General features: G+C 51.0%; 19 protein-coding genes and 2 pseudogenes. 12 read left to right on the top strand and 9 right to left on the bottom strand.

Annotated elements, in window-relative coordinates:
• Positions 1–136 precede the first annotated feature (136 nt).
• Positions 137–1,246, top strand: a complete 1,110-nt coding sequence (gene apbC, locus IYV58_RS18600; RefSeq protein WP_004122768.1) for an iron-sulfur cluster carrier protein ApbC — start codon at positions 137–139, stop codon at positions 1,244–1,246.
• A gap of 351 nt (positions 1,247–1,597) precedes the next feature.
• On the top strand, positions 1,598–1,927 hold the full coding sequence (locus IYV58_RS18595) for a hypothetical protein (RefSeq protein WP_004122766.1): 330 nt from the start codon (positions 1,598–1,600) through the stop codon (positions 1,925–1,927).
• Positions 1,928–1,986: 59 nt separating this feature from the next.
• Here IYV58_RS18595 and IYV58_RS18590 read toward each other — a convergent pair whose 3' ends face one another.
• Positions 1,987–2,304 carry an RcnB family protein gene (locus IYV58_RS18590; protein WP_024359184.1) on the bottom strand — a complete coding sequence of 106 codons (318 nt, stop codon included), beginning with the start codon at positions 2,302–2,304 and terminating at the stop codon, positions 1,987–1,989.
• A 169-nt stretch (positions 2,305–2,473) separates the two neighbouring features.
• Between IYV58_RS18590 and IYV58_RS18585 the strand changes: the two genes are divergently transcribed.
• On the top strand, positions 2,474–3,394 hold the full coding sequence (locus IYV58_RS18585) for a LysR family transcriptional regulator (protein ID WP_004122762.1): 921 nt from the start codon (positions 2,474–2,476) through the stop codon (positions 3,392–3,394).
• Positions 3,395–3,445: 51 nt separating this feature from the next.
• Here IYV58_RS18585 and IYV58_RS18580 read toward each other — a convergent pair whose 3' ends face one another.
• Entirely contained in the window at positions 3,446–4,789 is a 1,344-nt protein-coding gene (locus IYV58_RS18580; protein WP_112165660.1) for an NCS2 family permease, read from the bottom strand.
• Positions 4,790–4,791: 2 nt separating this feature from the next.
• Positions 4,792–6,603: an adenine deaminase gene (locus IYV58_RS18575; protein ID WP_123829092.1), complete on the bottom strand. Its 1,812-nt coding sequence runs from the start codon at positions 6,601–6,603 to the stop codon at positions 4,792–4,794.
• Positions 6,604–6,723: 120 nt separating this feature from the next.
• Here IYV58_RS18575 and IYV58_RS18570 point away from each other — a divergent pair, with 120 nt between their 5' ends.
• Positions 6,724–7,638, top strand: coding sequence for a LysR family transcriptional regulator (locus tag IYV58_RS18570; RefSeq protein ID WP_176690180.1), 915 nt, complete (start codon positions 6,724–6,726; stop codon positions 7,636–7,638).
• A 55-nt stretch (positions 7,639–7,693) separates the two neighbouring features.
• On the opposite strand, the gene IYV58_RS18565 is transcribed toward IYV58_RS18570, so the two are convergent.
• The 3 genes and pseudogenes from IYV58_RS18565 to IYV58_RS18555 all read right to left on the bottom strand — a co-directional run.
• A complete protein-coding gene (locus IYV58_RS18565; RefSeq protein ID WP_004122753.1) occupies positions 7,694–8,116 on the bottom strand; it encodes a universal stress protein in 423 nt (140 codons plus the stop codon).
• A gap of 116 nt (positions 8,117–8,232) precedes the next feature.
• Positions 8,233–8,686: pseudogene (locus IYV58_RS18560) on the bottom strand (alkyl sulfatase C-terminal domain-containing protein); the annotation flags it as partial.
• Positions 8,674–8,787 (bottom strand): annotated as a pseudogene (locus IYV58_RS18555) (transposase); the annotation flags it as partial. The pseudogenes IYV58_RS18555 and IYV58_RS18560, both read right to left, overlap by 13 nt.
• Positions 8,788–8,873: 86 nt before the next feature.
• Here IYV58_RS18555 and IYV58_RS18550 point away from each other — a divergent pair.
• The 5 genes from IYV58_RS18550 to IYV58_RS18530 all read left to right on the top strand — a co-directional run bounded on the left by IYV58_RS18550 (position 8,874) and on the right by IYV58_RS18530 (position 14,013).
• Positions 8,874–9,854 (top strand): ABC transporter ATP-binding protein, encoded by a 981-nt coding sequence (locus IYV58_RS18550; protein ID WP_224325866.1) that lies wholly within the window; start codon positions 8,874–8,876, stop codon positions 9,852–9,854.
• Entirely contained in the window at positions 9,851–10,681 is an 831-nt protein-coding gene (locus tag IYV58_RS18545; RefSeq protein WP_049123234.1) for an ABC transporter permease, read from the top strand. The genes IYV58_RS18550 and IYV58_RS18545 overlap by 4 nt, the downstream gene beginning before the upstream one ends.
• A 45-nt stretch (positions 10,682–10,726) precedes the next feature.
• Positions 10,727–11,698: an ABC transporter substrate-binding protein gene (locus IYV58_RS18540; RefSeq protein WP_004122743.1), complete on the top strand. Its 972-nt coding sequence runs from the start codon at positions 10,727–10,729 to the stop codon at positions 11,696–11,698.
• A 15-nt stretch (positions 11,699–11,713) separates the two neighbouring features.
• On the top strand, positions 11,714–13,084 hold the full coding sequence (locus IYV58_RS18535) for an amidase (protein ID WP_004122736.1): 1,371 nt from the start codon (positions 11,714–11,716) through the stop codon (positions 13,082–13,084).
• A gap of 101 nt (positions 13,085–13,185) precedes the next feature.
• Complete coding sequence (locus IYV58_RS18530; protein WP_049113126.1) at positions 13,186–14,013, top strand: isochorismatase family protein; 828 nt, start codon at positions 13,186–13,188, stop codon at positions 14,011–14,013.
• Between the two features lie 595 nt (positions 14,014–14,608).
• Here the strand turns inward: IYV58_RS18530 and IYV58_RS18525 are convergent.
• Together IYV58_RS18525 and IYV58_RS18520 are read right to left on the bottom strand one after the other, a co-directional pair.
• A complete protein-coding gene (locus tag IYV58_RS18525) occupies positions 14,609–15,019 on the bottom strand; it encodes a SemiSWEET family sugar transporter (protein WP_195729185.1) in 411 nt (136 codons plus the stop codon).
• Positions 15,020–16,080: 1,061 nt separating this feature from the next.
• On the bottom strand, positions 16,081–16,986 hold the full coding sequence (locus IYV58_RS18520) for a LysR family transcriptional regulator (RefSeq protein WP_004122732.1): 906 nt from the start codon (positions 16,984–16,986) through the stop codon (positions 16,081–16,083).
• A gap of 439 nt (positions 16,987–17,425) precedes the next feature.
• On the opposite strand from IYV58_RS18520, the gene IYV58_RS18515 reads away from it, so the two are divergent.
• Positions 17,426–18,088 (top strand): HAD-IA family hydrolase, encoded by a 663-nt coding sequence (locus IYV58_RS18515; protein ID WP_004122730.1) that lies wholly within the window; start codon positions 17,426–17,428, stop codon positions 18,086–18,088.
• Between the two features lie 328 nt (positions 18,089–18,416).
• On the opposite strand, the gene IYV58_RS18510 is transcribed toward IYV58_RS18515, so the two are convergent.
• A complete protein-coding gene (locus tag IYV58_RS18510) occupies positions 18,417–19,052 on the bottom strand; it encodes a helix-turn-helix transcriptional regulator (protein WP_049113125.1) in 636 nt (211 codons plus the stop codon).
• 360 nt (positions 19,053–19,412) lie between these two features.
• Between IYV58_RS18510 and IYV58_RS18505 the strand changes: the two genes are divergently transcribed.
• Both IYV58_RS18505 and IYV58_RS18500 read left to right on the top strand, forming a co-directional pair.
• On the top strand, positions 19,413–20,678 hold the full coding sequence (locus IYV58_RS18505) for a cation:dicarboxylate symporter family transporter (protein ID WP_049113123.1): 1,266 nt from the start codon (positions 19,413–19,415) through the stop codon (positions 20,676–20,678).
• Between the two features lie 57 nt (positions 20,679–20,735).
• Positions 20,736–21,131, top strand: a complete 396-nt coding sequence (locus IYV58_RS18500; RefSeq protein ID WP_195729184.1) for a RidA family protein — start codon at positions 20,736–20,738, stop codon at positions 21,129–21,131.
• The last annotated feature ends 22 nt before the right edge of the window (positions 21,132–21,153 follow it).

Here is a 21,153-nt window from a genome sequence, read left to right as displayed (position 1 = left end):
TTCTATTGTAAAAAGGGGTTTCGATGTTACCGCAAAGGCAATAATTTGGTAAGCCCAAAGCTTATTGTGGGGGAATTATTCCCTTTAAGGTAAACTTAACGCACAAGATTCAACTCACAATAACAAAGGAGTCGGGATGAGTTCGCAATCCCAGGCCAAATCCCCCGAGCGTCTGCGTGCGATGGTCGCCGGGACCCTGGCTAATTTCCAGCACCCAACCCTGAAACATAACCTCACTACGCTGAAGGCGCTGCATCACGTCGCCTGGCTGGACGAGACCGTACACATTGAAATTCAGATGCCGTTCGTCTGGCATAGCGCGTTTGAGGTGCTCAAGGAGCAGTGCAGCGCCGAGCTTCTGCGCATAACCGGCGCCAAAGCCATTGACTGGAAGCTGACGCACAGCATCGCCACGCTGCAGCGGGTAAAAAATCAGCCCGGCATCAACGGCGTGAAAAACATTATCGCTATCAGTTCCGGCAAGGGTGGGGTGGGTAAATCGTCTACCGCGGTCAACCTCGCACTGGCGCTGGCGGCGGAAGGGGCGAAAGTCGGCATTCTGGATGCCGATATTTACGGCCCGTCAATTCCGACCATGCTCGGCGCGGAAGATCAGCGTCCAACCTCGCCGGACGGCACCCATATGGCGCCGATTATGAAATTTGGTCTCGCCACCAACTCCATCGGCTATCTGGTCACCGACGATAACGCCATGGTCTGGCGCGGCCCGATGGCCAGCAAAGCGTTAATGCAGATGCTGCAGGAAACCTTGTGGCCGGATCTCGATTATCTGGTTCTGGATATGCCGCCGGGCACCGGTGATATTCAGCTGACGCTGGCGCAAAACATTCCGGTCACCGGCGCGGTGGTGGTGACTACGCCGCAGGATATCGCCCTGATCGACGCCAAAAAAGGCATCGTGATGTTTGAAAAAGTCGAGGTCCCGGTACTGGGGATTGTGGAAAACATGAGCATGCATATTTGCAGCAACTGCGGACACCACGAGCCTATCTTCGGTACCGGCGGCGCGCAAAAGCTGGCGGAGAAATACCATACCCAGCTGCTGGGCCAGCTGCCGCTGCATATCACCCTGCGTGAAGATCTCGACAAAGGGACGCCGACGGTGGTGGCGCGCCCGGAAAGCGAGTTTACCGAAACCTACCGCCAGCTGGCAGATCGCGTCGCGGCTCAGTTGTACTGGCAGGGCGAAGTTATCCCCGGTGAAATAGCCTTCCGCGCGGTCTGATTTCTCCTCCCTTTTGAACCGTACGTCGCGTTGCGCCGTACGGTTTTTTATTATATCCCTGCCCGTTTTCTCTCGCTGAAATAATCACCGCTTGAATAATATTAGCGTTAAATATTACTTGTTTTTATTCACATTTAGCGATGTTGAGATTTATCAATAAAACATATTGTTAACATTGTTTTCCTCTGGCGGTTATGCGAGCTTAATTAGCATAGAAGTGAAGTATTTTAATTCGCCGTGACGATGTTTAATTTTGGCTGTGTGATTTGGCGAAATTTGGAAGTTATCAGTACGACGTCAATAAAAACGATGGAAGGAAAGTAGCGCTGTAATACATTTCCGGAGTGCATGATGAACAACATTGCTCTAATCGTTAAGTTACGAGAACTACTGGTTATTTTTATGCATACGCGCACGCTGCCGGAGAAAGCCGCAGACGCGTTACGCTATTGCCAGGAGCATCTCCCGATAGTTGAAATTCCGATAGGCGCTTATGGCGAATACAGTGATATTTTTGAACAGCTTGTTTTTTTATCGGATGAGAAGAGTCGTCCTGCCCCGGATGATTTACTGCGTAGCGGCGGCGATTTGATATTAAGTATTTTAATGCTCTATGAGCAGGTTGCTTCCGGGATTGCCGTCGAGGAATTTATGCATAAACAAAACCGCTTTAACGGATAGCGTTATCGCATCGGAAAAGGAAACGCCAGCGGCAGGGATAGCGCGCTGGCGTTCGGCTTTTAGCGATGGTAGAAAATCTCGCCATCATAGATTTTGAGGATTTTTCCCTCGGTTTCGGTAATCAGCACGTAGCTTCCGCCCATATAGGTCCAGCGGGTCCCGGCATCCGGCGCAGGTAAATTGCGCTGCTGCCACTGCTTGATGTTGTATTCTGGCGTGAGGTACAGCGGCGGGACGGTATCGCCGATATGGAATTGTTTGAAGTCTGCGGTCACCCCATCCAGCTCATATTTCTGTATACCTTCGCCGGACGCCGCCCACGCTCCGCTTGAGCAGGCCAACAGTACGCCCAGAAGCATCATTTTTGTTTTACGCATAATTTCCCCATTATTATCCTGGACACAAAATCGCAGCCTCGTATGATTCCTGATACGTCAAGGAAATGGCAAGCGTTGGTTTGGTTAAAAGTGTAAGCAAACGGTGATGCGGCGGCGTTTTTCATCGTGGCGCGCCTGTTTTGAGAATAATCCGGGGTGGGGAGTGGGTATGTTCAGGCTGGAAGATCTGGCATTGTTTGTCCGCGCGGCGGCGTTAAGCAGCTTCAGCGATGCGGCGCGGGAGGCCGGGCTGCAGCCCGCGCAGGTCAGCGCGGCGATAAAGCGTCTGGAAACGACGCTAAATATCCGTCTATTCGCCCGTTCGACGCGGAGCTTACGCCTGACGCCGGAGGGAGAAACCTGGCTGCCCTATGCCATGCAGATGATCGATACGCTGCACGCCGGGCTGCAAAAAATCCACACGCCGGATGACGAAGTTCGCGGAACGTTACAAATCGCCGTGCCGTCCGACCTTGGGCGCAATTTGCTTCTGCGCGTGTTTCGCGCTTTTCGTCAGCGCCATCCTGCGCTGCGCCTGCGGATTCTGTTTTCCGATCATCGGACCGACGTGTTTAAAGACCCGGTGGACGTCGCGTTTCGCTACGGCGATAACGACGATGCTTCGTTTATTTCTCTGCCCGTCGCGCCGGATAACCGCCGGGTGCTGGTGGCCTCGCCCGGCTGGATAGCTGAAAACGGCGAACCGCAGACGCTGGAGGATTTGTCCCGGTACAACGCGCTGACCTACGTGCTGCGCGGCAGGGCGTTTGACCGCTGGCCGTTGAGCCTGGAGGGGAAAGTCCATCACGTGCAGGTTTCCGGCACTATCGTGAGCGATGACGCGGAGGTGATACGCCGCCTGGCGATTGCCGGGGAGGGCATTGCCTTCAAATCTGAACTCGACGTCGGCGATGATATCCGGGAAGGGCGGCTGCGGGTGCTGTTGCCGCACTATCAGGGAGACGTGGTGCCGCTGAATATGATTTGCCCGCACCGTAAGCAGCTTTCTCCCGCAGTACGGCTGCTGTACGAAGAGGTGAAAGAAGCGTGCGAAGCGTTTAATTCCTGCACGCCCTCAGCGGGCCGGTAACCCGGACAAGGCGCGCCAGCGCCTCCTCCGGGAGAACGTTCGGCGCTAACCTTAATGCTTCACCAGCGTGGCAAAGTAGTACACCAGCGGAATCGCGAGGATCCACAGCCCGATGGGGATTTCCCGCCACTTCCCGGCGATGGTTTTGATCACCACATAAAACAGCAGCCCGCCGGCAATCCCGGTGCCGAAGCTATTCGCAATCAGCGTAATCATCACCATCATCAGCACCGGCAGGCCGTCGGTGAAGTTTGCCAGATCCACTTTGCGCAGGCCGCTGAACATGTTCAGCCCAATCAGGATCAGCGCCGGCGCGGTCGCCTCTTTCGGAATCATCAGCGCCACCGGAGTAAACAGCAGCATCAGGAGGAACATCACCGCCGCCGACAGCGCGGTCAGCCCGGTTTTACCGCCGGCTTCCGCTGCCGCCGAGGATTCAATCAGCGCGGTCGCCGCCGGAATGCCCAGCCAGGGGCCAACGGCCGCGGCGATCGAGTCAACCATAAACGGGCGATTGATATGCGGCATATTACCTTCTTCATCCAGCAGGCCCGCTTCGCCGCCGACCGCCAGCGTGGTGCCCATGGTGGAAAAGAACTCTGAAGCGAAGAACACAAACAGGAACGGCAAAAAGGCGATATTCAGCGCGCCCAGCATGTCGATTTGCCCCAGCACCGGCGTCAGCGAATGCGGCATATCGATAAAGCTGCCCGGGAGTCTGGTGACGCCCATCGGAATGCCGACCAGGGTGGCAAAGAGAATCGCCCACAGAATTGAGCCGGGGATTTTTCTCGCCTGCAGGGCGATGGCCAGAAACAGCCCGCAGAGCGCCACCAGCGCACCCGGCGAGAGAAAATCGCCGAGCATCAAGGCGTTGGTTTTGGCGTTGGCCAGCACCAGCCCGGCGTTACGGAAGCCCAGCACCGCGACGAACAGCCCGATGGACGCCGTTAGCCCGAGTTTGATCGACTGCGGCACCGAACGCGTCACCACCTCACGCAGGCCGAATTTGGTCAGCAGGAAAAACAGAATTCCCGACCAGCAGGCGATACCGAGACCGATCTGCCAGCCAATGCCTTCGCTGCCCGCCAGCGTGACGCCGACCAGCACTGAGCCGCCGATGCCCGGTCCGACGATAAACGGCAGGTTGGCATAAAACGCCATCAGCAGCGTACCGCCGACGAACACCAGGATCGTGCCGGTGGTTGCCGCACCTTTATCCATCCCGCCAACCGCCAGCAGGCCGGGGATAACCACCAGCAGATAGGCGGCGGCGAGAAAGCCGGTGATGCCCGCGAGGCATTCGGTGCGCAGCGTACTGCCGCGGGAATACAAGGCAAAACGGCGCTCCAGCCAGCTTCCTTGCGCGGATGAATGAAGGGTATTGTCGGCCATGCTCAGGCTCCCTGAAGATTATTGTTGTGTTCTGTGTGTTCCGGAATTTCCCGGCAGTCTATCAGCGGCTCGACTATCTGGCGGGTGCCGCCGTCGGTCAAACCTAAATCCGTCAAATGCGGACCGGCATTACAGGCCAGGCAGGTACCTTCAATCGCCTTAAAGACGCGGTAGGGCGGCTCCCAGTCGGCAATTTTCGCGCTCAGGTCGCGAAGCTCGCGGAACTGCCGCGCCAGCTCCGTGGGGGGTAAGTCGGAGAGCATCCCGGCAATTGGCATCGCCACGTGGGCGAGGATTTTTCCCTGCTGCGACAGCGCCATGCCGCCGCCGGATTCGATCAGCCGGTTTGCCGCCAGCGCCATATCGTCAGGATCGCGGCCGAGCACCACCAGGTTGTGGGAATCGTGGGAGTAGCTGGTGGCGATGGCGCCGCGCAGTTCGCCCCAGCCCTCTAATAGCGCAATTTGTGGTTTTGCTTCGTGACGACCGTGGCGATGCTTAACCCAAATCAGGCTAAACCCGTCCGGTATTTGCACTTTGCCATCGCGGACCTGTACCTCAACGTCTCCCCACTGGGTGAAGCGCGCGCCGCGAATATGCCGCAGGCGGGCGACGCCGTGGCGAATCACGCCGACGCGGAGGATAAAATCGGCTGGGCTGAGCGGCGGCATCTGTAGGGTATCGCGCGGCGGGGTTACGCCGCTCGCCGACGGAATCGACTCAAGCAGGGCGCCCTCGCGGGCAATCAGCTTCCCGGCGACGTAAACTTCCCGCGCGGCGAGCTTTTCTAATGAATCGAAAACCACCAGATCGGCGCGGCGTCCGGCGGCAATCAGCCCCAGATCGTTACGTTGCAGCCGGATCGCCGCGTTTAAGGTGGCGAAACGTAGTACGTCTGTTGCCGGCAATCCGTGCTCAATCAGCAGGTTGAGCAGGGCGATAATGCCGCCTTTTTCCAGCAGCATATCCGGCGGCACATCGTCGGTGCAGACGGTGATTTGCGAGGAGAGATGCGGCAGCGTTTTCAGGGCGTTAACGATATCCGGCAGCAGGTAAGGGTGCGAACCGCGGATCTCGATCGTCAGCCCGGCGCGCAGCTTTTCCAGCGCATCTTCCGCCGAGGTGAGTTCGTGATCGGAGGAGACCCCGGCGGCGAGATAGGCCTGCAGATCCGCGCCGCTCAGGCCGCGCGCGTGGCCTTCAATCAGCTTGCCGCTGTCCAGGCCGGCCTGGATAATCTCCTGCATCCTCTCGCTGCCGTGCAGCACGCCATGCATGTCCATCACTTCGGCGACGCCGCAAACTTCCGGCCAGGCCAGCATAGTAGCCATTTCCGCGCCGGCGAAATCCGCGCCGGACATCTCCAGCCCCGGCGTTGACGGTACGCTGGAGGGGGCGGCGACCATCACCCGCAGCGGCAAATGGCGGCTGGCGGCGACGGCGTAGCGCACGCCCTCAACGCCCAGCACGTTGGCCAGTTCGTGCGGGTCCCAGAATACCGCCGTGGTGCCCTGAGCCAGGACAATTTCGGCATAGCGTTCAGGCGGCAGGTGAGAGCTTTCAAGATGGACGTGGGTATCCATCAGCCCAGGCGATAAAAAGCGTCCCGCCAGCGAGCGGCGTTCGTGGGCATCGGAACGGCTGCCGCGTGGGTGTACGCTGGCGATCCTATCGCCGACGATCCCGACGTCGGCCTCGCGAATTTCGCCGGTGGCCATGTCGACAATCTGCGCGTCGGTTAATAAGAGATCGAACGGGGATTCACCGCGTGCGGCCTGAACGGCGCGGCGACGGGTTTCAGCACTGCTGGACATAACAACTCCGGCACAAGGATAATGGGGATACTCTAGGGGCAGAGCAAACGTTTGCCCAGATGAATAAATTTATCGCCCGATAACCTCGGGTTATTCTGCATGCTCACCGTTGACGAAAACATGATGACCGAACCCTGGCAGCGTCTGCCCGCGCTCTCTCTCAAGCAGATTCAGTACTTTGTGACCCTGGCCCAGCTGCGTCACTTCACCGACACCGCTAACCGGTTGGCTATCAGTCAGCCGGCGCTAAGCAGCGCGTTGCGGCAAATCGAGACGGTGCTGGGCGGCAAGCTGGTCAACCGTACCGCCTCGGCGGTCACCTTAACCGATCTGGGGGCGGCGATTTTGCCCCACGCCCGGCGGGTGTTGAGCGTGGCGCAGCTGGCGTTTCAGGATATGCAGCAGATAGTCGAGGCCGGCGGCGACGGTACGGTGCGTATCGGGCTGGTGCCCTCGGTGAGCTCGCTGCTGTTTCCGCTGCTGCCGCAAACGCTGGCCCAGGCGTTTCCGCGCCTGAGGGTGGAGTTCCACGATCAGACCAACGACGCCCTGTTTTGCGAACTGCAGTCGGGAAAGATAGATTTTGCCATTGGCGCAATAGATCGTTCGTTACCGCCAGAGCTGCAGGTTTATCCTCTGCGCGAAGATCCGTTTGTCGCGGTGCTGCACTGCGACGATCCACTGGCCGGGCAGCCGCATCTGCCGTGGAAGCTGCTGGCAGGGCGCGATATCGCGGTATTCTCAAAGGGCAATATTCAGCGGCTGGTCGGCGCGCTGGCGGAGAGCCATCGTCTTACGTTGAATACGCGTTATCAGGTTGACTATATTGAAACGCTTTACGGCCTGGTTCGCTCCCGGCTGGCGGTGGCGATTCTGCCTGAGCTTTATACCACTCACCTTCAGGATCCGGCGTTAAAGGTGGCGCAGCTTCAGCAGCCCGCGCTGACGCGAACCGTGGCGCTGATGCGCGGACCGCAGCCTCTACCACCGCTGATTGAGGAATGTTTCGCATTATTACTGAGTTCGCTGCGCTGACCGGCGCGGGGAGGGGAGCCCGACGAACGCAGCGCGCCGCCTGCGGGAAAGGCGGTCAGGGAAGATGCTTAATCAACACGTCGACGGTAAGATGATTAATATACTCCAGGGAGTGTGACGCGAGAACGCCCAGCAGCCGATTATGGTGTCCGGCAATAATCAAATCAATTCCCCGCTTATGCACGCACTCTTCGACATCGGCAAAACGACGCGTGGTTACCAGCGATAGCGTCTGCACCGGTAGGGCGACCGTGGTGGCCAGCTCAGTGAGCAGCGCTTTGGCCTGAATGACCTCCTGCGAAACATCGTCATTCATCAGGCTATCTGAGACGTAATTTAGCGCCCGATAGTCAGTACTGATATGGGCGATAGTAATGCGCATCGCGTTTTCTTCCGCCATTTTCGCGGCGTGCGCCAGCAGCGGAACGCCGTCAAGGCTGCTGTTGATCAGCACCAGAGCATGGTGATAAACGGACATAACGATACCTCGACGCAGGGGGATACCTGTTGATAATTTTGTGCCTGCGGCGAGGGGAAAGCAAATGAAACTCCGGAGGGGGTTAGATCCCGCAGCTGGCCGCCGCGGGGGCTGATTTACGGCGTCACGATATTGAACCAGAACTCAAATTTATCCATATAGCCGAGCATCTCGTCCAGCTTCGCGCCGTCGCCGGTCACTTTTACTTCACCCTTATCCTGCGCCTGTTTTAGCGTTTCCTCTTCCAGGATGATCTTGTTCAGCGTGGCGCGATCCAACGCGATGGTAGCGTCGGCGTCTTTGGCTTCGGCATCAGCGGTGTGGTTGAGCACGCCGTTTTCCACCGCCATCGTTACCAAGGCCGTTATTGAACACCGCCTTGGCGGCTCCGGCTTTTTCACCGTTAATACGGACCGCAAGATAGTCGAAAAAAATTTCCGGGTTTATGGCCCGCACGGTATCCGGGCTGGCGGTATTCGGCGTCGGACCTTTCACTACGCCATTGTGTAGCTCCTGCGCGCCGGTCAGGTAGAAATTACGCCACGGTCCTGATTCCGCCTGATAGCCCATAGCCACTTGTAAATGCTGAGCACATAAACGCCCAGACGGTCGGATACTTCGGTAACGGAATAACCGCGTTCCGTTATCTGACGGACGGCTTCTTCCTTCAATTCAGGTGTAACTTGTAGTGTGCCCGTGTGCTCAAACTATAGGGCAGGATACGCAATCGCTCGTCAGTGAGCTCCAGTTGCAAGGTATGGGAAGAAATGACAACTTTGATAAGTTTGTCATATTAGACAAGTTTGACAAGTTATTGCACGGTGAAGAGCGCGTAATCGATATCCTGTTATCCGGCTCCTCTTTTTTGACAGTCGGATCTACCTTTAGTCCGGAGTGTATGATGAACCTTTCACCACCAAGAGAAAAAATACTTTCAGGCAGTCCTGCAACCCCAGCGGTAGCTATTGCCATGAAAGGTGTTAAAAAACAGTTTTTGGATTATGACGATAACGAAGTAGACGTTATCAAAGATATTTCCCTCGATATTTATCACCAGGAATTTATCAGCATTGTCGGGCCCAGTGGCTGCGGTAAAACCACTATGTTTAACATTATCGCGGGGCTACTCCCCCCGACAGCGGGCGAAATTCAAGTGTTCGATCCGTACTATGCCTTGCCCGGTAAAGGACGTGTGGGTTATATGCTGCAAAAAGATCTGCTGTTTCCTTGGCGTTCAATTCTGGACAACGTTTGTTTAGGTCTGGAAATCAGCGAGATGCCGAAGAAGGAACGTCATGAACGGGCAATGACTTACCTGGAAAAATACGGACTAGGTGATTTCGCTCACGCCTATCCCGCTACGCTGTCGGGAGGAATGCGGCAACGGGCAGCACTGATCCGCACGCTTGTCACTGAACCTGACATTATTTTGCTCGATGAACCGTTCTCTGCTCTGGACTACCAAACGCGACTGGTATTAGAAGAGGAAATCCTGACTGTACTCAAAGAATACGGAAAAACCGTTGTCTTGATCACCCACGATATTGGCGAAGCGATAGCGATGTCTGATCGTATTGCCGTGATGTCACAGCGACCAACGTGGAACAAGAAAACCTACGAAATTGGTCTTGCCAGGCGGCACGGATCAGCCATGGGGGCGCGTAAGGATCCTGAATTCCAGTCCTTTTTTGATGCTATCTGGGCAGATATGGATATTCAACTAGGAGAACATGTATGAGCAAATCAGCTGTTGTTGTTGATCGTTCACGCCAGGGACGTCAGCGTAAAAAGCGTTGGCTGTCGATGCTGCGTGACAATGGCTGGCGGGTATTACTGGTCGTCGTCATCGTGGCTTTTTGGCAGTTCGGGGTGAGTATTGGATTAGTGAATGCTTTTCTCATGGGATCGCCAGCAGGGATTTGGCTGGAGTTTGTACGTTTGATTAGTAATGGCGAACTGTTACAAAACACCAGTGTAACGGTATATGCCACGATAACCGGATTTGTGTTGGGCAGTTTGCTTGGTTCTTTTTCCGGGCTTCTGTTATGGCATACGCCAATACTGGCCCGCATTCTTGATCCTTTTTTCATTGCGCTTAATAGTCTGCCGAAGATCGCTTTGGCGCCCATCATTATTATTTGGTTTGGTTCCGGTCTATTTTCCAAAATTGCGCTGGCCTTTATTGCTACCTACGTCGTGGCATTAATCTCTGCATGGCAAGGTACGCACCAGATTGATGATAGTCAGGTGAACCTGATGCGCTCCTTGGGGGCTAATCGAAATCAGATTTTTCGTAAGGTTGTAGTGCCTTCGACCCTACCGTGGATTATATCTGCTTTTCGTCTGAACATCGGTTTTGCCCTAATTGCTGACATCGGAGGTGAATTTATCTCCTCAGATTACGGTTTGGGAAAAATGATTTTCGTCGCTGGCAATCTTTTCAATCTAAATGTTGTTTGGGTGGGCGTCTTTACGCTGCTGGTTGTTGCACTTGTGCTCTATCTGATTGTGGTTCAATTGCAACGCAGATTGCTGCCCTGGGAGCAAAAGAAAACACACCGCTAATAATATCATTATTTTGTTTCTTAATACTTTAAGAAGGAAAGCAGGATGAATAAAATCGTTTCATGGGTTTGCGCTGCGCTATTTGTCACTTGTTCTTTTAGTGTGTTGGCAGATGATGCAAAGCCCGACCGCGTGCTGGTAACGGAAGCATTTCACTCATTATTGTATTTACCTGTTTATGTTGGCAAACATCAGGGATTCTTCGAAAAAAATCAAATTGATGTTACGTCTATTCGATCCACTGGTTCTGGCCCAACTGCTTTGGCAGCAGTGCTGTCTGGCGAAGCCCAATTTTCCGTACATGGCCCTGAGCATGTCGGATTTGCTCAGCAAAAAGGGGGGAAGGCTAAAGCAATCAGTGCCGTGGCTAACAGCGCGCCAGTATGGATTGTGGCTAAACCAGATTTTAAATTCTCTTCACCTATGGATTTAAAAGGAAAGCGGATCGCTGTTAGCCTGGCTCCAGGGACCTCTAACACGCTGCTTTTACGTTTGTTAGGCCAGAATGGATTGAATCCTAAGACCGATGTGACGATTAGTGAAGTACAAAACGGTTCAGAACTGGGGCCGCTTTTGGCGGGCCGTGCCGATGCTGCCGTAGTGTATGAACCACAAGCTGATCAGGGGGTAAGGCAAGGGCTGAAAATTATTTACGATTTCACTCATGACTATCCTGAATATGCATTCTCCACCATTAACACCTCGGAGAAAATGATTGCGGATAACCCGCGGCTTGTTGCGCACTTTGTTAAATCCATTAATGAATCGCTGGCTTTTATCCATCAACATCCAGATGTTGCAAAACAAGTGGCTCGAGAGGAGTTTGCCGGACTGGACGGCAGTGTAGTAGATGCCGCTGTACAGAGGATGATTGACAGCAATGTTTATCCCTCCAGTGCGGCCATTTCTCAAGAAGCTTTTACTACCGCAATTAATATTCAGAAATTTGTCGGCAACATTACGCAGGATATGCCCTATACACAAATCGTTGACGGTCAGTTTGTCGCCAGACCATAACAAGGACATAAGTGTATGAAGAAAATATTAGATACCTCCCCCTTCAATACGATTGCCGCCACACGGCGACTGCTGGAAGCGCGCAAGATTTCCCCAAGTGAGCTGTTGAGCCATTTTCTGTCCCGAATTGAGCAGCGTGATGGTGAAGTCAAAGCATGGCGTTATCTCGATAAAGAAGGGGCTCGTCAGCGCGCACTGGAATTAGACCGGCAGATGGGAGCGATAGCCTGCAAGCCTGCATTGTTTGGCATTCCCTACGGCGCCAAGGATATCTTTCATACCCGCGGTTTGCCGACAGAAGGGGGGTCAAGAGTGCTGGAGGGTTATATCTCCAGTGAAAATGCAAGTGTGATCGACAAGCTTGATAGTATGGGCGCATTACTGTTAGGAAAGTTGACGACGACCGAGTTTGCGAATCTGGGTACACCACCTTTGACGGGAAATGCATGGAATCCAGCACATACCCCCGGAGGCTCCAGTAGCGGATCTGCCGCCGCAGTTGGAACTCGTATGGCATTGATGGCATTAGGGACACAAACCGCGGGGTCGTTGTCTCGGCCGGCAGCATTCAACGGTGTGACAGCACTGAAAGCTACGTATGGGCGTATCAGCAAGGCGGGAGTAATCCCCGCCAGTTGGTCATTGGATCATGTTGGCGCGTTTACTCATACTGTAGAGGATGCGGTACTGGTTTTTAATGCGCTGTCCGGCCCGGACCATCGTGATGATACGACGCAATCCTTAGCCTACACGTCGCTGAAACTGCGTGAAAAACACGATTATATTGTTGGGATAGTGGATCATCCCTATTATGCCAGTGTAGATGCAGAAATTGGTGCGGCCTGTCTTCGGGCAATGGACGAGCTGGCCGGGCGCGGCGTTAAGCTCAAACGCATCACGTTGCCAGATTGTTTTGACGAAGCTTGCCGCGCACATCATACCGTGATGCAAGCAGAGTGCGCGGCGTATCATCACGAAACCTTTCTGCAGAATCCGACCTTGTTCGGGGCATATTTACAGGAATTTCTGCAACAGGGTCTCACGATTTCTGCTCAGGAATACTTACATGCACAACAGGTGCGCTTGCGTTTTCGCCAAATGTTGACGGCGTTGTTCGATGAAGTTGATATATTAATGACACCGGCAACACCAACATTAGCGCCACGTGGTCTGGCGGAAACTGGTTCCCCTGCTTACAATATGCCCTTTACCAATGCTGGTGTACCCACGTTGACGCTACCGGTAGGGATTTCTTTAACAGGTATGCCGATAGGTATACAGTGGGTTTCTCGTCACGGTAATGAGCAGGCGCTTGCGGACTTAGGTATATTTTATCAACAGATAACAGACTGGCATGCCTGTCTCCCGCCACTCTGTCAGGGATAAGGGTTTAGAACTGCGTGGAGTCTCTGTCACGGAGGCTCCACACAATTAGATGGCAGGAGGGAGTATTAGCATGCTCTTCCAGTCAATGGGATACATATTTGATGTACGATAAATTATTAACGGTTTCTGATGCGGCTAAACTTCTGGGTATCTCAGCTAGCACGCTACGTCGGCTTGAAGAGAATGGGGAAGTCAAAACCTATGGGCTAAAGGTGGTTTACACCCCGGGGGGCCAACGCCGTTACCTTGCAGACGAAATTCAGCGGATCTTCACACAGACTGGTTTTGCTCATAAGTTAGGCTTTGGCACAAAAGCTGCCATTTTGGTGCGCGATGTTACCTACGCTTACATGGATTCGGGTTCTACGCTGGCGATTGATACCCCTTTTGATAAAGAAGGGTTACATCGGTTGTTGACGCTCGCAGCTCAGTGTGGATTGCCCACGGTGTTTACCCGCACAATTTATCGTCCAGATCATTCATTTTCTTGGTTATGGGGGAAGAAATACCCGTTTATCACCACGCTGAGAGAAGATGCGTACCTTAATCAACCCGATGAAGCATTGGCGAGTTTGTCATTTATGCGTAACTATTCAACTTGTTATGTTTCTGATTTTTATGGTAGTGATTTGGAAATATGGTTAAAACAGCAAGGTATTGATACCATTATCTTGGGCGGCGCTACTGCCAGCGGCAGTATTCGCGCAACCGCTATTGAGGCCTTCCAGATGGGTTTTCACGTCATGATACCTCGCGAAGTGATTGGCGATCGTAGTCAGTCATTGCTCGATTTCACATTACTGGATCTAAATGCCCGATATGCTGACGTATTAAACCTTCAAGAAGTGACTGATTGGCTTACGACTTCGTCGCTGGAGTTGAATAAAAAAAATATGCTTCATTGCCAGCATGATGAATTGGCTAAATGATGAAACAGAATTCAGCTACATGGCCCCAGTTCTGATATGAATTATTGAACGTGGCACAAAATTTAGTGCTGTGGTATATCAGAAATTTCATCTTCACGAAGACTACTGTATAATTCGGATGGAGTCATGTTATTTAACGATGTGAAGCGTTATTGCAGTGTCGTCTTACCGGTTCCGCAAGTGATAAATGATTTTGCCTGGTATTAGCAACCCGCACCATTGCCAGATACTGATACGGTAAGCACCTGTAGAATGTTCATGGATAAGAGTACAAAAAACAATCTTGAATTTATGCTATATCTCTTGGCAACAAATTAAAGGGTTTTGCCGAGTTGTAATGGTATCGTTAGAATATAACCTTCTCTTTGAAATTTTAATTTTTTAGACTTAAATCAGTTTTCACAGATATGCCAGAATTATTACTAATGTACTATTCATCGGGTAATGTATCACTTGATGATGGAATGTTAAAAATGTACTTCCTTTTACATCTTCTTTGAATATTATACCTTGAATTGCTCCGGGTTTGATAGATACCCTGGATTCATTTAAGATATTATAAAGAACGAAATCATACCAATGAATACCTGGTTAACTATTTTAATGGTCTTGCCTTTCGTATTCTAGGTCGAAGTATTACACCTGGAATTCTTTTAATTTTTCGAGGGGTAAAATCTCTTTTTCTTGGTCTTTCATTCCATAATTTTAACGCAATAACAATAAAAGCCATTAATGCTGTTATTCCATTTGCCACAAATATTGGCATGTCATTTAGTTTTACACCATACGCTGACCAGCAACTTACTCCAAAAAATAGCGCTGACCACATACTAATGGATAAGCCACTTGTATCTCTATTTTTAATTATATGTAAAACCTGTAAAAAGAACGATCCCGTTGTTGCCCATGCTGCTAACGTTCCTAAAGCCAATGGCCACTGAAAAAGTGAATATATTGATATGAAACATAATAAAAATGCAATTACTATTATTAAATAATTTTTCATAAACGCTCCAGCTTTAAATGAAAGCTTTAAAAATAATTAACTAATCAATAAATGCCCTGAAATAAAAGATAATCTTATGGTGACCTTTTTCCGTTTGAACCAACACTATTTTATCTTCAGCGTGAAATTGCACTCATTGACATCAATCTAATATCTTGATGGTATACATGAATTTGTTACTCTCCTGAGCTAAAAATAATAGTCCTCGGCATTTTTCTAAGTAAGTCAAGGAGAGAGTAAGATAGGATTATTTAATATTTTTGGACGGACTGCTGATGGCCCTGTAATTTTAACTTTATGTAACATTGAAAGCATCTGTATCACCTCATTAGAAATCAAACGCTTTTATTGTTCTCAAATTAACCACTAAAAGTCAAGATATATCTAAAAAAAATTAACAACGCCTCAATATAGTGAGCATGCGTAGCACGACAGTTGTAATATCATGCCAGTATTCTTGTAAGTGTCCCGACAAAAAACTATTCAATTCAGAGGTCTTCCAGCATACTGACTATATTTCTGGGAGAGATCGCCACGCGCAAAGCCTGATTTACTGAGCTTCAAGTCATTACCGTACTCGAAAAAAAATTTAAAATTTGAGATAAAGAGATGGCTTGTCAGCAATCTGACAACACGATTTTCCATGAACAACCACATGAATGCAGGACAGTATTGCGGAGCGGCGCAGCGTATTTTATCAGCCCAATATACGGCGTGACGAACCGGTGATCGTGGCGTAACTAAACTGGCAGAATGCTATCCGCAATAAGGTTTAAAGAAGCTGTTTCTGTTGCTGCGCAGATAGGCTAACGGCTGGATAAAATTTCCCATTATGCCAAAGAGTGGACTGACAAGTGTACCGGTAGAGGCAGCGCTAGAGGCCTACCCATCCTAACATTTGCGACAGTACCGAAATCGAAAAATTAACTTGGTGAATCACAGCGGCAATATCAAGTCCAGGTGAATTGCTACGGATAATCCAAATACTCCGAGCCGTTGTTGTACTGAGCTTGAGCGAGTGCTCGCTAAAGTTTATACGGCCTTGAAGAAGCTTAACTTCTTTATCCCCGCCAGGTTGGATGCGGACGGAAACGAGCTTGAAGAAATCGAAGGAAATTTGTCGTCCTGGCAGGTAATCCTTCGCGCTGGTGCGTGAGTGCGACAATATCGGCGTCTGGTAGCTCCCAGCCGGGTAGTAATCGCACGAGAGAGCCATTTGCCAGCGACTCCGCAACATCCCACTCTGAGCGCATGATAATACCGTGACCGTCACATGCCCATTTTCGTATCGTACTGCCATCGTTACAGCTTAACGCAGGGCGAATTCGGACATTAAGCGTATTCCCTGTACGGCTAAATGACCAACGTGTCACATCCTCGTTGTTTTCACGCAGCGCGATACACGGAAGGGAAATCAAATCCTCCGGATGTTCGGGTGACCCATAATGTTCAATAAAATCGGGTGAGGCGCAAACGTATCTTCGATTGGGCGCAATGATGTGAGCGACCATATTTGATGAGCGCAGTTGGCCAATATGAACGACGACATCAAACCGGTCATTGACCTCAACCATCGGCTGTTCCGACAGACTGAGAGCAATTTCGATCTCCGGATGTAATCGCTGAAATTCCGCGGCCGCTGGTGCTACATGATGTCGCCCAAACCCGAATGGGGCGTTGACTTTCAGCTTGCCAACGAAGCCACGTCGCCGTTCCTGCAGATCCTCCAGAAGCGCATCGAACTGCTCGACGAGACCTGCGCCACGAAGACATAGTAGTTCACCCTCGTCAGTGAAGCGAAGCTGACGAGACGAGCGGTCGAGAAGTCGTATCGATAGCCGCCGCTCTATCTGTTGTAGCCGTTGAGTGACCGCAGAAGGCGTTAACCCGAGCTTACGCGAGGCAGCCAGCAAACTGTCGCTTTCACGGATCGTGAGCAGAAAACGGAGGTCAATAACTTCATTCATTAAAATTCTCTGAATCCTAGAATTAAAATTATTAAATTCCAATCTATGTTGAGAACAATAGAATGGCAATAAGTTCGGAAGTCACATTTACAATTTTTTGAACAAATTGAAATCACTACCCACCGTTAGATCGACTTAAGGTCGATAAGAATATCCGTAGGATGGTATAAAAACTGAAGGCATTCGGCGTCGGGCTGTGCCCCATGTTTAGACAAAAAATGACTTGAGCTCAAAGAGCTGCTGTTTGAAGAGGGCCGATCACTTTTTTCACGTCACTTGAGGTTGGACTGTTCCTGGATACCGGGTTTACCGACATCTTCTAAGGGGGGAATATATTGCCGGCCAGAAAGATCACTACTTTTGGTCCACTACATTACGCTTCCTTGTTAGAGATATCAGGGACAGCTGAACTCAATCAATCTGAATAAGGGCATTTTAAATGAAAACACTTGATATCATCCATAAGCATGAGCCTGTCAAAATTATCCTTTTTGACTTGCTTACTGCCCTTCTTGACTCCTGGACATTATGGAATTCGGTTGCTGGCTCCGAAGAAAAAGGCAGGATTTGGCGTGGGGCTTATCTAAAAGCAACCTATGGATGTGGAGCTTATCGACCCTATGAGACATTGGTTGAGGAAGCTGCGGTGAGTGTCGGGCTTGAAGCTAAACTCGCTCATGAATTGGAAGCCCGCTGGACCGAATTACAAGCCTGGCCTGAAGTGACGCGTGTACTAAAGGCGCTTGAACCACATTACAAATTAGGCGTGGTAACCAACTGCTCGCAGCGCCTCGGCCGCATTGCTGCAGACCTTGTAGGCGTTCCCTTCGATGTCGTCGTGACTTCCGAACTGGCTGGTTTTTACAAACCGCATCCTGAGCCATACCTTCTTGCGTTGCGTAATGCAGGCTGTGTGCCCGCTGAGGCTATATTTGTTGCTGGCTCTGCTTACGACATGTTTGGGACGCAAAAGGTAGGATTGCCCACGTACTGGCATAATAGAGTTGGATTAACTGCACCTGTAGGTGCGCCGAGTCCTTTCATAGAGCGCTCAACGCTCGATCCGCTGTTGCAAGATATTGAGTCTCTGGTACGGTCCTAGATTTGGATATTACAGATGTGCAAGACGGCCCAGCGCCGTCTCTGCTTTTATTCGCTTGCATGGAAAGCATAAGCTTATAGGGAAGCTATATTGCTGCTTTTGTATCGATACTATACAAAAATCGGTACCGTCATATCCTCTGAAATCGAACACCTTAAGCCATTTCAATCAATTTTAAATGTTACGTCCCTCGTCACCCATAGGGGAAGTTTCTGCTGCATATCATCTCAACTAAAATGGCAGGTTATAAGTAAAAAGTCTCAATGTCTGGAATGGTTAATCCCTAAAAAAACCAAATCCCGAATGAGCCGGCTTAAAGTGGATTGATTTACTGAGTTGTGTCGCTTCTGGCATACAGATAGGCAGTAGCCCGCGATATCCCCAGATGCTGGGAAACTGTCTCCATCGCCCTCCTGACCTCGAGCAGGCCACTTGATTTTAATTCAGCAACCAGTTGCTTTCTGTCATGCACACTGAGTGAGCGCGGGGTCGTTGCGAGCCTCGCAGCGTACTGCTCTATCCGTTGCCTGATCATTTCCGTTCCGCCTGATTCCAGATTTTCGCTGACGCTGTTACTGCTGAGGCTTGTGAACTGTGCGAGGGCATTTTGCATGCCTCTGAACAGCGTCATATCAACATTAAGGCAGAGCGCGGCAACATATTCGCCTGCTTCATTTTTAATACCAATAGAGGTACTTTTTGCTGGCCTGCCATCGGAAAATTTATTGGCATAATTCGCGAGGATATTCGGAAAATCAGGAGAGCTGATACGGGCAAGGCCAAGCTCTGTTGCCGGATCGCCAGGTTGACGGCCAGAGAGATTGTTGCGGATTGAAATAACGGCATGTTCAGGCGTTTTCAGATCATGAACCACTACTTCGCAGAACGGGGCAAAAGTTTCGCTCAATCCTTCCGCAATCGATTCCAGCTGAGACAATAAGAAACTGTTTTCAGATGCCTTCATATCATTCTCCCGCAAGTGACTGATTAAAAATAGTTATTAGTATCTCGCTTATTCTCCGACATTACCATCATTGTCAGTATGTCAGGTGAAATACAACCGCATTTGCCGCCATCCAGATAACCAGCAAGATCCACATCTCAATACCGATCAAATTTTATGACTACCCGCTGGCAGTTTCATATCAGCAAGATATAAGAAAGAGAGATTACACAAAAAATCTAATTTAATACATAGTGTATTATGCGTTGGTCAGGGTACTACTTGTAATGAACTACACGGAGGTGGACGCAGCAGACGATCCGTTATACAGCGGATCATTGATACCAGAACGCCCTGGGCGCCCATTTCGACGGAGAGTGTATGTCCTCATCCACCTTGTTAAATCCAACCAAAAAACCGTTCTATTATTCCCTTACTTTTCAGCTTGTTGCAGGTCTGGTAATGGGAGGAATAACCGGACTGCTATGGCCAGACTTTGGCGTTCAGTTAAATCCGCTTGCAAAGGGTTTTGTCAGCTTGATCAAAATGGTGGCCGGACTAATCGTTTGTCTGACAGTTGTCAGTGGTTTTGCGCAAATGAAAGAGGGGTCGGGCGTAGGCAGAACGGGTCTGATTGCAGTGGTGTATTTTGAAATTGTCAGCACGATAGCTCTCCTGACCGGGCTGGTGCTTGGAAATATATTTGAACCAGGCAAAGGCCTTCACATACATGCCGATGCTTCAGCCGCAGTAGGTACACCTCATGCTGCGTCCGGAACAGCGGATTTCATTCTGAGCATTATTCCGAAAACGGTAGTGGATGCCCTTGCCAGCGGCATCATGCTGCAGGTGCTACTGGTTTCCCTGTTGTTTGGATATGCACTCTTCGCCCTGGGTGAAAAGGCGAAACCGGTGGTGGATTTTGTCAATGTGCTCAGTGACGCCACTTTCAAAGTTGTTGGTGTCATCCTTAAACTGGCTCCAATCGGTGTTTTCGGCGCAGCAGCATTTATGCTGGGTAAATATGGCCTCCATGCCTTAATGCCTCTTCTGAAACTTGTAGGGCTGGCCTATCTCGGGGGACTTTTCATGGTGCTCGTTATTTTCATGATCGTTGCACGTCTGACCCGATTCAACCTTTTCTGGTTCATTAAACACATTCGCGAAGAGCTGATTATTGGCTTTACCACTTGCTCCTCCGAGGCTGTCCTGCCGGGTCTGATGAAAAAACTTGAGCAGGCGGGCTGCCAGCGCACAACGGTTGGGTTTGTTGTACCGGCCGGTTATTCCCTTAACCTTGATGGCGCCTCTATTTATATGACTCTGGCTGCGCTGTTTATCGCCCAGGCGGGCGGGCTTGATCTCAACTTTGGTGAGCAGGCAAGCCTGCTGTTTGTTTTCCTTCTGACGTCAAAAGGCGTTGCTGGCATCACGGGCGGATCCTTTGTGACACTATCAGCAACTTTACTGATGTTTCCTGACATTCCGCTTGAAGGTCTGGCTTTCATCCTTGGCGTTGATCGCCTGATGGACACCATGCGTACGACCGTAAATGTTCTGGGCAACGGCGTAGCCACTATGGCTATATCGTGGTGGCGAAAGGAGCGTGCAGATGCCGTATCTGCTCCATTAGCTCTGCGTGATTAACCCCTGTAAGTGTCACGAGGCAATCTGACAAAATCATATTACGCATGAGAAAAAATCATGGGCAGAGAAATCGTACTGAATGGGGCTGAAAGCGCACCGCCAGCAGGTCATTACTCACACAGCTGCTCGGCAGGGGGCTTCGTCTGGATCTCGGGGCAATTACCTGTTACCCCGAACGGAGAGAAAATTGCCGGCGCACCGTTTGAAGAACAGGTTCGTCAGGTTCTCCGTAATCTGGATGCCTGCCTTGCCGGTGCTGGTATTACTCGCAGAGAACTGGTTTCTGTACGAGTCTTCGTGACGGATATCGGGCTGTGGCCGGAGTTCAATAACATTTATGCAGAATGGATTGAGGATTACCGTCCCTCACGTGCAGTCGCCGGCGTTTCTGAGCTGCACCACGGTGCCGCCGTCGAAGTAGAAGCTATCGCGCTGGCCCCGGCAGGCGTCTGATTGATTTTTATGCATCACCAGA

This window comes from Klebsiella sp. BDA134-6 (assembly GCF_015601345.1).
GTDB classification, from domain to species: Bacteria; Pseudomonadota; Gammaproteobacteria; order Enterobacterales; family Enterobacteriaceae; genus Klebsiella; species Klebsiella grimontii.
Note: the sequence above shows the minus strand (reverse complement) of the source record. Positions and strands in the feature narration are given on the sequence as shown.

Bases quoted from the DNA above. Each gene is read 5' to 3' on its own strand.
- apbC (WP_004122768.1), top strand. From the start codon at position 137: ATGAGTTCGCAATCCCAGGCCAAATCCCCCGAGCGTCTGCGTGCGATG.
- IYV58_RS18595 (WP_004122766.1), top strand. From the start codon at position 1,598: ATGAACAACATTGCTCTAATCGTTAAGTTACGAGAACTACTGGTTATT.
- IYV58_RS18585 (WP_004122762.1), top strand. From the start codon at position 2,474: ATGTTCAGGCTGGAAGATCTGGCATTGTTTGTCCGCGCGGCGGCGTTA.
- IYV58_RS18590 (WP_024359184.1), bottom strand. From the start codon at position 2,304: ATGCGTAAAACAAAAATGATGCTTCTGGGCGTACTGTTGGCCTGCTCA.
- IYV58_RS18520 (WP_004122732.1), bottom strand. From the start codon at position 16,986: ATGAATGAAGTTATTGACCTCCGTTTTCTGCTCACGATCCGTGAAAGC.
- IYV58_RS18500 (WP_195729184.1), top strand. From the start codon at position 20,736: ATGGGCAGAGAAATCGTACTGAATGGGGCTGAAAGCGCACCGCCAGCA.
- IYV58_RS18565 (WP_004122753.1), bottom strand. From the start codon at position 8,116: ATGTCCGTTTATCACCATGCTCTGGTGCTGATCAACAGCAGCCTTGAC.
- IYV58_RS18530 (WP_049113126.1), top strand. From the start codon at position 13,186: ATGTACGATAAATTATTAACGGTTTCTGATGCGGCTAAACTTCTGGGT.
- IYV58_RS18575 (WP_123829092.1), bottom strand. From the start codon at position 6,603: ATGTCCAGCAGTGCTGAAACCCGTCGCCGCGCCGTTCAGGCCGCACGC.
- IYV58_RS18535 (WP_004122736.1), top strand. From the start codon at position 11,714: ATGAAGAAAATATTAGATACCTCCCCCTTCAATACGATTGCCGCCACA.
- IYV58_RS18525 (WP_195729185.1), bottom strand. From the start codon at position 15,019: ATGAAAAATTATTTAATAATAGTAATTGCATTTTTATTATGTTTCATA.
- IYV58_RS18515 (WP_004122730.1), top strand. From the start codon at position 17,426: ATGAAAACACTTGATATCATCCATAAGCATGAGCCTGTCAAAATTATC.
- IYV58_RS18545 (WP_049123234.1), top strand. From the start codon at position 9,851: ATGAGCAAATCAGCTGTTGTTGTTGATCGTTCACGCCAGGGACGTCAG.
- IYV58_RS18570 (WP_176690180.1), top strand. From the start codon at position 6,724: ATGATGACCGAACCCTGGCAGCGTCTGCCCGCGCTCTCTCTCAAGCAG.
- IYV58_RS18580 (WP_112165660.1), bottom strand. From the start codon at position 4,789: ATGGCCGACAATACCCTTCATTCATCCGCGCAAGGAAGCTGGCTGGAG.
- IYV58_RS18540 (WP_004122743.1), top strand. From the start codon at position 10,727: ATGAATAAAATCGTTTCATGGGTTTGCGCTGCGCTATTTGTCACTTGT.
- IYV58_RS18505 (WP_049113123.1), top strand. From the start codon at position 19,413: ATGTCCTCATCCACCTTGTTAAATCCAACCAAAAAACCGTTCTATTAT.
- IYV58_RS18550 (WP_224325866.1), top strand. From the start codon at position 8,874: ATGGGAAGAAATGACAACTTTGATAAGTTTGTCATATTAGACAAGTTT.
- IYV58_RS18510 (WP_049113125.1), bottom strand. From the start codon at position 19,052: ATGAAGGCATCTGAAAACAGTTTCTTATTGTCTCAGCTGGAATCGATT.